The organism is uncultured Porphyromonas sp., from assembly GCF_915070105.1.
Lineage (GTDB): Bacteria > Bacteroidota > Bacteroidia > Bacteroidales > Porphyromonadaceae > Porphyromonas.
In genome coordinates this window covers 1-7642 of sequence record NZ_CAJZFJ010000088.1, presented here as the reverse complement: position 1 = coordinate 7642, position 7642 = coordinate 1, and the positions used below count along the sequence as shown (strand labels likewise).

Genomic DNA, 7642 nt, shown 5'->3' with positions numbered 1-7642 from the left:
GGAGGAGGTCTATCGGCTAGACTTCTCCGAGAGCGGTCGAGGATATTCCCTTTGGCGCAATGGAATTGTTCCAGGGATGATTGAATTCATCAACTTCTATGGCTCTGATCTATGGGTGACGACCCAAGAGCACCTGCATCGGATAGATGTAGCTACGGGAAAGGTGCTCGAGAGGCAGGACGAGACACTACCCAAGATGTTTATCAAGGGGACAATAGGATATTCCTTATGCAACAGCTACTATACCGTATTTGACTTTGAGGCTGGGCGCATGCTCTGTAACGAGCGAAGGAATCGCTTTGTCCATGAAGGGAAGGAGGGTAGCGCAAGGTATACAGGTCTCCTACTACGCGACGGGATCTTCTACGTCTCGGTGCGGGTATCGGATACTTTCTTCCTCGCAGCCTTCGATGTGCAGACGGAGAAGTTTGTCTGGCATATCCCCTGGGATGGGTGGGATATTGAGTCTATCCACATCATCGGCGACCGAATGATCGCCTACTCTCAAGGCAAGGTATACATCTATGAGTGGGAGGAATCCAGCGGTGTACCCAAGGCTAGGGAGTGCGAAGATAGGGTATAACGGCCTCATGCCACACAGGTGCTACCTACCCAGATAGGGCTGACGGAGGAGGTCAGGGAGAGACTGAGGGGGGAGTGTCGCTGAGGCGTCCAGAGCTAAGGCAGGAGTATCAGTATCCTAGGTGTGAATTCTCCCCGTGTATACCTACTAACTAGAGGGGAAGAGTATACACGCAGGTATACAATAGTGTACACGTGTGTATACCATAGTGTACCCACGTGTACACTCCCACCCTCTAAGTATACTCTCTGTAGGGCTCTCCTCTGTGCTTGTCACACGCTGTACATCCCTGAGGTACCCCCATAGATAGGAGGGGGATAGGTAGGGCAACTCGTGGGTATGAACGAAGATCCCAAAGGAGAGGGTTAGGGGCACAATGGGGCGCTAGGATGAAAGAGGCGCAACGTGAGAGCCCGTTACATTTAGAAAAGGATAGAATAAACAACATGATCGTAATAAAGAGCGGAAGATGGATAGAATGTGCATTCCTTATCGCCTGATAGCAGTACTGCTGGTGATAGCCTTGCTATCGTCTTGTCTCAGGGAGGAGTCCGTGCCGATAGCCTCTGCCTTCTCCATCGAAGTGGCAGAGGATAAGACTACGCCCGTGCAGGTTCAGCTGAAGAATGAGAGCTATGGGGCGGATGAGTATGAGTGGACGTTTGAGGGCGGTTCGCCAGCATCCTCACGAGAGAAGCGACCCGGGACGGTGACTTTCACTGAGCCTGGAGAGCATAGGATACAGCTCCGTGTGCGGAACGCCGTTGAGGAGAAGGTCAGCGAACAGACCCTTCGAGTAGACTCAGCACTTTCGCTGAACTTCGACTATCAGATAGCGATTAACGATATCGCCCCAGCGGTAGTTACGCTCCGTAATTGGAGCAAAGGAGGTAGTCGCTATGAGTGGAGCTTTGAGGGCGGAGAGCCCTCCTCATCTGCGACCCAATATCCTTCGGCTGTTACGTTCAAAGATGGCGGTGAGCATAAGATCCACCTTAGGGTCTTCAATGGCAGTCGCTACGAGGAGCTGAGCAAGACCTTTACCCTGCAGGCTCCGATGCATGCCGACTTTAGCTATGCCCCTAGTGCCGTAGACCAAGACTGGGAGGCACCCCTGACCCTGAGGACTCAGAACCTCACCACAGGAGGGCTTACCTATCGCTGGCTCTGTGAGGGAGCGACCATAGAGCATCCCGAGGCCGAGGCCACGAGTATACGCTTCGAGCGGGCTGGGAACTACAAGCTGATCCTCTTAGCTCGCAATGGCAAGGAGGAGCAACGTGTCGAGAAGCTCCTTACCATCAAGCCCAATCGAGGGATCATCGAGCAAGTGGACCTAAAGCTTGGCATCAATGAGGCTAAGAACACCGTCGGATGCTTCTATTCGGCCTATGCGGGAGGAGTCGTGACGTCGAAGCGTATTGCCGAGGAGCAACTCGGAGCTAAGGTCGATTTGGGCTTCTTTGCCTTGAACTCTGCCTTTAGTTATTGCTACTTCTTTGCCCCCGATCAGGCTGCCTCCAGTTCCTTCCCTCCCATTCCTGGGGCACAAGGGGCGAGCTTCGTCCATTATCCATCAGACTACGGGAGCACGATCACTGATGCAGACTTCGAGAGCTTCAAGCAGGCGAAGGACTTCGACCGCTTCAGGCAGTGGAGCGAGCCACGTCCTAGGCACTTTGACAAGGGGAGTCTGCCCCACTTCGCCCTCTTTCGTACGGCGGATAGTCGTCGTGGCGTGATCCGTGTCAAGCGCTATGTCCAAGCAGGTGCCGCCTCCTACATCCTTGCGGATATCAAGGTCGAGAAGCGCCCCAATGAATAACCTCTATTGCCTATGCTGAAGATTTACCCTACGTCCCTCCGAAGGATACTCCTACTGACAGCTCTGCTGCTCCCCGGGATGAAGCCTAGCTATGCCCAGAATATCGAAGAGGTGCTTGCCTTTCGTAAGAAGAAGCCCTTTAAGATCAGTGGGAGCATCTCTGCTCGTGCTACGCTGTTCAGTAGTCGACCCAGCGAAGCCCGCCAGAGCTTCACGTACCAGCTCACGGGGGCGGTGAACCTATCGCTCTACGAGCTCCTCAATATCCCCCTCTCGTTTAATCTGAATAACTATGGGGCGAACTTCTCCTATCCCTCGCTCCCCAATCGGCTAAGCCTCCATCCTTCGTATAAGTGGGCGAAGGCCCATATCGGCGATGTGTCTATGAGCTTCGGGCCCTATACGCTGAATGGTCATCAGTTTACGGGTCTGGGCGTAGAGCTAAGTCCCGGGAGGTGGCAGGTATCGGCTATGGCAGGGCGACTGCTCAAGAGGGTGGATGCCGACCCGAATATCCCCTCCCTACAGGTGGGCTATGAGCGATGGGGGTATGGGCTCAAGACTCGGTATGAGGGGAGTACCTTTGCCCTCGGAGGGACGGTCTTTGCAGCACGGGATCGAGATGGGCGCATCTCCTTCGACATCGATGCGCTAGGGATCTATCCCAAGGGGAATATAGCTCTGGGACTAGAGGGGAGCCTCAGCCTCATCAAGGACCTTAAGCTCTCGCTGGAATATGGGCTCAGCAGGATGCAGCAGGATCTGCGAAGCGCAGAGGTGAGTTACTACCATGCCCTCAGGGCCGACGTGTCTTATAGCTTTGTCGGCAATACTCTGGGGGTAGGCTACGAGCGTATCGATCCGGGCTATGCGACCTTAGGGGCTTACTACTTCAACAACGACTACGAGAATCTGACGCTCAACTATAGCCGGAGCTTCTTCGATAGTAAGCTCAGCCTTGCACTAAGTGGAGGACTCCAGCGAGATGACCTCATGGGGCAGAAGCAGGAGCATAATAAGCGCTTCGTGGGCTCAGCACAGGTCGGCTTCACCCCCAACGAAGCCCTCTCCGCCTCGGTCTCACTATCCAGCTTCCAGTCTTATCGCAATCTGAAGTCCAGCTTCGACTATATCAATGCACGGACTCCCTATGACAATCTCGACACCCTGCAGTTTACCCAGCTCAGCCATAGCCTAGATGCCGATATTAGCTGGCGCCTCAAGCAGAGTGAAGCACAAACACAGACCCTGTCAGCTACTCTGAGCTACCAAGAGGCCGCCGATAGGCAGGGACGCTATATCCAGCCCGGTCAGCTCACCCGCTTTATGAACCTCGGTACAAGCTATAGCTTAGATCTAAGTGCACTGGACCTCACGCTCACGGGAGGATTCAATGTGAGTAATAACTATGCCGACCGCAAGGCCGTGCTTACCCTCGGGCCAAGCCTCAGCCTAGCTAAACGCCTTCTGAAGAAACAGCTCAGTACAGGGCTTAGCCTATCCTACAATGAGACTCAGGAGGCAGGACACAGGCTAGCGCAGGTGTACAACCTCCGAGCTACTGCAGGCTATCGCTTCTGGGGCAAGCACGGCCTGAATGCAAGCGTAGCTTACCAAGGGCGTAGGCTCCTCCCCGCAGTGAGCTCTCCTAGATCTTCCTTTACGAGCGAACTTAGCTACAGCTACTCTTTCTAGTATCTTTATCGATTAGTATCATTCTATGACGTCACACTATACCTCTTATCGGGCACTTGCTGTCCTAGTCGGTCTCCTTCTATTCCTCTCCTGCAAGAAGGAGCATGCGCCACAGACTCCCTCTGAGCAAAGTCCCTTCGCTGATGCCACTTCGGCTACGGAGGCTGTCCAGCGACTGTATAAGGAGGGACTCCCCTCGATCTACTTAGATACCGATCCAGAGGAGGGGGTACGCTCTGCCTGGCCCGCCTATCTGAGTGGCTTGATAGAGAGCGAAGCACTTGCCGGTCCTTATCCCGCATTAAATACTGCGAAGCTATCCTCTCCTGCGGTACAGAGGCTCGCTGAGACTATTTATTCTCGGTGCTATGATGGGATAGAGCTCGCAGACTCACTACTTCGTCTCCTCCCTACGGCGAAGGGGCTACAGGCTGGGGAGCAAGCACAGCTACTCGGAGAGGTACGTTTCTTCCGAGCCTTCAGTCGCTTCTATCTCTTGCGTAGCTTTGGGGGCATTCAGGAGAGCCGTGGAGGACAAACAAAGTCCCTAGAGGAGGGCTACCAGCTGATCGAGCAAGACCTCCGGTCGGCTATTGCCCTTCTTCCCAGTAGGACAAAGGAGGTGGCTTCGTATCGTGTACACCAAGACCTTGCCCGAGTGCTCCTAGGGGAGGTATACCTACAGATGAGTGGCTACCCTCTGAGACAAGCTAAGTACAAGGACGTGGCAGCTATCCTCCGCCCCGTCCTTGGCTCTGGGAGGTATCGATTGATGCCTAACGGTGGGAGCGAGGAGCTCTCGGCATTCAACACGCTACGTACCAACCCTGCCTGCGACGAATATCTCTTCACCCTCCGAGGTGCGAGTGCCCCGAGTCTGGAGGCCTATACCTTCCCTCGGGAAGCTAAGAGCTGGGGTAAGGTAGGCGAGTCACTTGCCTTCAATGCCTTTCGACCGACGAAGCTCTTCATGTCGGTCTATGGTGAGGGTGATTTGCGGGGCAAGGATAGGCAGTATTTCCATAGTTTCTATAAGGTAGCAGAGGAGGGGAAGACGGTCTTTCAGATCTTTGACCCAGCACCTTGGTTCTGGCTCCGATCTACCCCAGGGCATATAGGCACGAGGCCGATGGAGCTTGGACTCTATCCCTACTCTGAGGTGTTGCTCCTACTCGCCGAAGCGCTGCTGGAGAGCGAAGAAGAGATGAGCACAGCTATTCGCTGCCTTGCGGAAGTTCGAGGGAGAGCCCTGCAGCAAGCTCCCTCTGAAGTTGCCCTTGTCCTCGCCACCCTTTCGAAGGAGGAGCTCCAAGCTGAGCTGTGGCTGGAGCGTCTCCGTGAGCTCCCCTTTCAGATGAAGCAACTCTGGGACATTCAGCGCACGAGAAAGTACCCCAAGGTGCAAGGTAGTCGCCTCCGCCTCATCCCACTGGAGCAGGCAGTGACTCCCCAAGGCCACAAGCTCAGCCCTCAGAGGCTAGTTCTCCCTCTCCCTATTTAGTTAATGGCATGTACTTAGCGTTACTCTCTACCGTGCTTTACCAAGGCACGGTAGAGAGTCTTAGGCTCTTCACCTTTTACCTATTCATAGGAGAGATTCTCCCCCTTAGTCACGAGTGAGCACTCCTCTGACGACAAACTACAGCGACCTTGTTGTGTCAAGCAGTGGCGATAAGGTTATCTAACTCATGGATACAATAATTGGTAATTTTGTGATGATTAAGGAGTGGGTATTTTCACCTAGGTATCCATACATCCCAAGAGACGATAATAAGTGCTTACTGGAAGGTTCAAAATTTGTACTCTTAGGATAGGCATTATCCATCCTGTCTTAGTGATCGGTATAGGTATACTAGACTTTGACTAAGAGACAGATGAAAGATCTGAATTACCTTTGTAGAGTAAATTTCAAGATGTGACTCTGGAAGAATTCCACTTGAACCTCTAAATATCAAAATATTTCAATGAGACGACTGAGTAAGAAAGAACAAGAGTTATGTGAGCGTATATTAGAAGGAGATGGCCATAATAACTATCTCGCTAATATTCTTTTTAGTGACTTGCCTGATGCTAAAATATATCTCGATAAAGAGAAGCCGGAGCTTCAGATAGTCTATACATCTGATCAAGGCCATAAGAACTCTGATTTATATGAAAGGGATCCTCAAATTCGTAGACTAATTCTTGAGACAGTAACTTTGATTAAGTTGCTGGAGCAAGAGGGATATATTATTCTTTTCATGAGTGTGACGGAAGAGCCAAACTTCCCGATAGGAGCAGCTCCAGATACGATAACAAGTAATGGTGTGGAGCAAAAAATCATCAAAATTTCATCGGAAATCAAGGACGCTTCTATAATTAAGCTCTGGACAGAGTATTCCTCAAAGGCAATATACGTGACCGAGGAGTTTAGAGTCTTTTGTGAGAATGGCTATATCCCTCGGTCAGACGTACAGTTCAACCAGAGCCTCAGACTAACCAAGCAGAGTCTCGAACAAACGAACCAGAGCCTCAAACTGACCAAGCAGAGTCTTGAACAAACGAACCAGAACCTCGAACTGACCAAGCAGAGTCTTGATCTAGCCAAGAGATCCTATAGGGTTGCTATAATCACTTTAATCGTAACAATCTTAACGACTCTCGTCTCAATAGCAATAAGCTTGGCATGGAGATGAAGCTTCTTCTCCTAGAAATTTGTCAGAAATTTTTGTCGTGGTAGTCATGTCTCCCCTCCTTGATGTTCACTTGTTGCTCTAACTTGGCATATGCAGAATAGGTATTATTGGGAGCCTCACACCTAGTCCTGTGTCTGGTATAGCAAATATTCGCTATAAGCCGTATGTACAACGAGCATCGGCTAACAGAACTTGGAATACCATTTAAGAGGGTGAGCTCGTGATGATAACTCGCTTATCCCTTCATGGCTCAGGTCAAAGTAAAGGCTATAATTTTCAATCCTCTTCGTATATCGCAGAGATTATAAATCGCTCATCAAGTAGAGCAAGGTAGCTACTAAGATCCTTGGGATTGAGATGTGATACCCATGAAGCTATATAGCTCTTATCTCGAAGGTAATTTAATCAAGAGACTCTCAGACCTATACATCTAAATGCATCCCAAGCTTTGTCTATGCACTCTTCAATCTTTGCCTTTGTTGGATTTGATAGAAGGGATAAACACTCTTCAATCTTCTTAGTGAACACCTCATTGCCTGAACGCTCTTTTTTCACTTTCTCTAGAGCAGTTTCTATGTATGCTGCTGTTCTTCCTATGTATAATCCCTGTTTGAACGGGTCATTAGGCTCGCATGCTACTCTATCTAATCGACGGTATATATCGGCGTCAGCTCTTGCTACGCCATAGCGACTAACAATTCTATTTCCTTCTCTATGTGCAGCCCTAATCAAAGCTTCATACTGCATCGCCTTATCTTCCGACATGTTTCTTAATTATTTGAGTTAGATATGATACAAATATAATCACGATTATCTTAGTATCATTCTATTGAATTACTAGATCCTTAATTAGTAGGAGGGAAT

The 7642-nt window shown here is 50.6% G+C and carries 6 protein-coding genes; 5 read left to right on the top strand and 1 reads right to left on the bottom strand.

Going from position 1 to position 7642, the window contains the following annotated elements; genetic code table 11:
* From QZ554_RS07745 to QZ554_RS07725, 5 genes are all read left to right on the top strand, one after another.
* A partial coding sequence (locus tag QZ554_RS07745; protein WP_297195617.1) for a hypothetical protein occupies positions 1-583 on the top strand: 583 nt, incomplete at its 5' end.
* A 469-nt stretch (positions 584-1052) separates the two neighbouring features.
* Positions 1053-2408 carry a PKD domain-containing protein gene (locus QZ554_RS07740; RefSeq protein WP_297195615.1) on the top strand — a complete coding sequence of 452 codons (1356 nt, stop codon included), beginning with the start codon at positions 1053-1055 and terminating at the stop codon, positions 2406-2408.
* A gap of 12 nt (positions 2409-2420) precedes the next feature.
* Positions 2421-4103 (top strand): hypothetical protein, encoded by a 1683-nt coding sequence (locus QZ554_RS07735; protein WP_297195613.1) that lies wholly within the window; start codon positions 2421-2423, stop codon positions 4101-4103.
* A gap of 25 nt (positions 4104-4128) precedes the next feature.
* Entirely contained in the window at positions 4129-5604 is a 1476-nt protein-coding gene (locus QZ554_RS07730) for a RagB/SusD family nutrient uptake outer membrane protein (protein WP_297195611.1), read from the top strand.
* 463 nt (positions 5605-6067) lie between these two features.
* Positions 6068-6778, top strand: a complete 711-nt coding sequence (locus QZ554_RS07725; RefSeq protein ID WP_297195609.1) for a hypothetical protein — start codon at positions 6068-6070, stop codon at positions 6776-6778.
* A gap of 405 nt (positions 6779-7183) precedes the next feature.
* On the opposite strand, the gene QZ554_RS07720 is transcribed toward QZ554_RS07725, so the two are convergent.
* Positions 7184-7543: a hypothetical protein gene (locus QZ554_RS07720; protein WP_297195607.1), complete on the bottom strand. Its 360-nt coding sequence runs from the start codon at positions 7541-7543 to the stop codon at positions 7184-7186.
* Positions 7544-7642: the final 99 nt, after the last annotated feature.

Coding starts and splice junctions, on each gene's coding strand:
- QZ554_RS07740 (WP_297195615.1), top strand. CDS start 1,053: ATGGATAGAATGTGCATTCCTTATCGCCTGATAGCAGTACTGCTGGTG.
- QZ554_RS07735 (WP_297195613.1), top strand. CDS start 2,421: ATGCTGAAGATTTACCCTACGTCCCTCCGAAGGATACTCCTACTGACA.
- QZ554_RS07730 (WP_297195611.1), top strand. CDS start 4,129: ATGACGTCACACTATACCTCTTATCGGGCACTTGCTGTCCTAGTCGGT.
- QZ554_RS07725 (WP_297195609.1), top strand. CDS start 6,068: ATGAGACGACTGAGTAAGAAAGAACAAGAGTTATGTGAGCGTATATTA.
- QZ554_RS07720 (WP_297195607.1), bottom strand. CDS start 7,543: ATGTCGGAAGATAAGGCGATGCAGTATGAAGCTTTGATTAGGGCTGCA.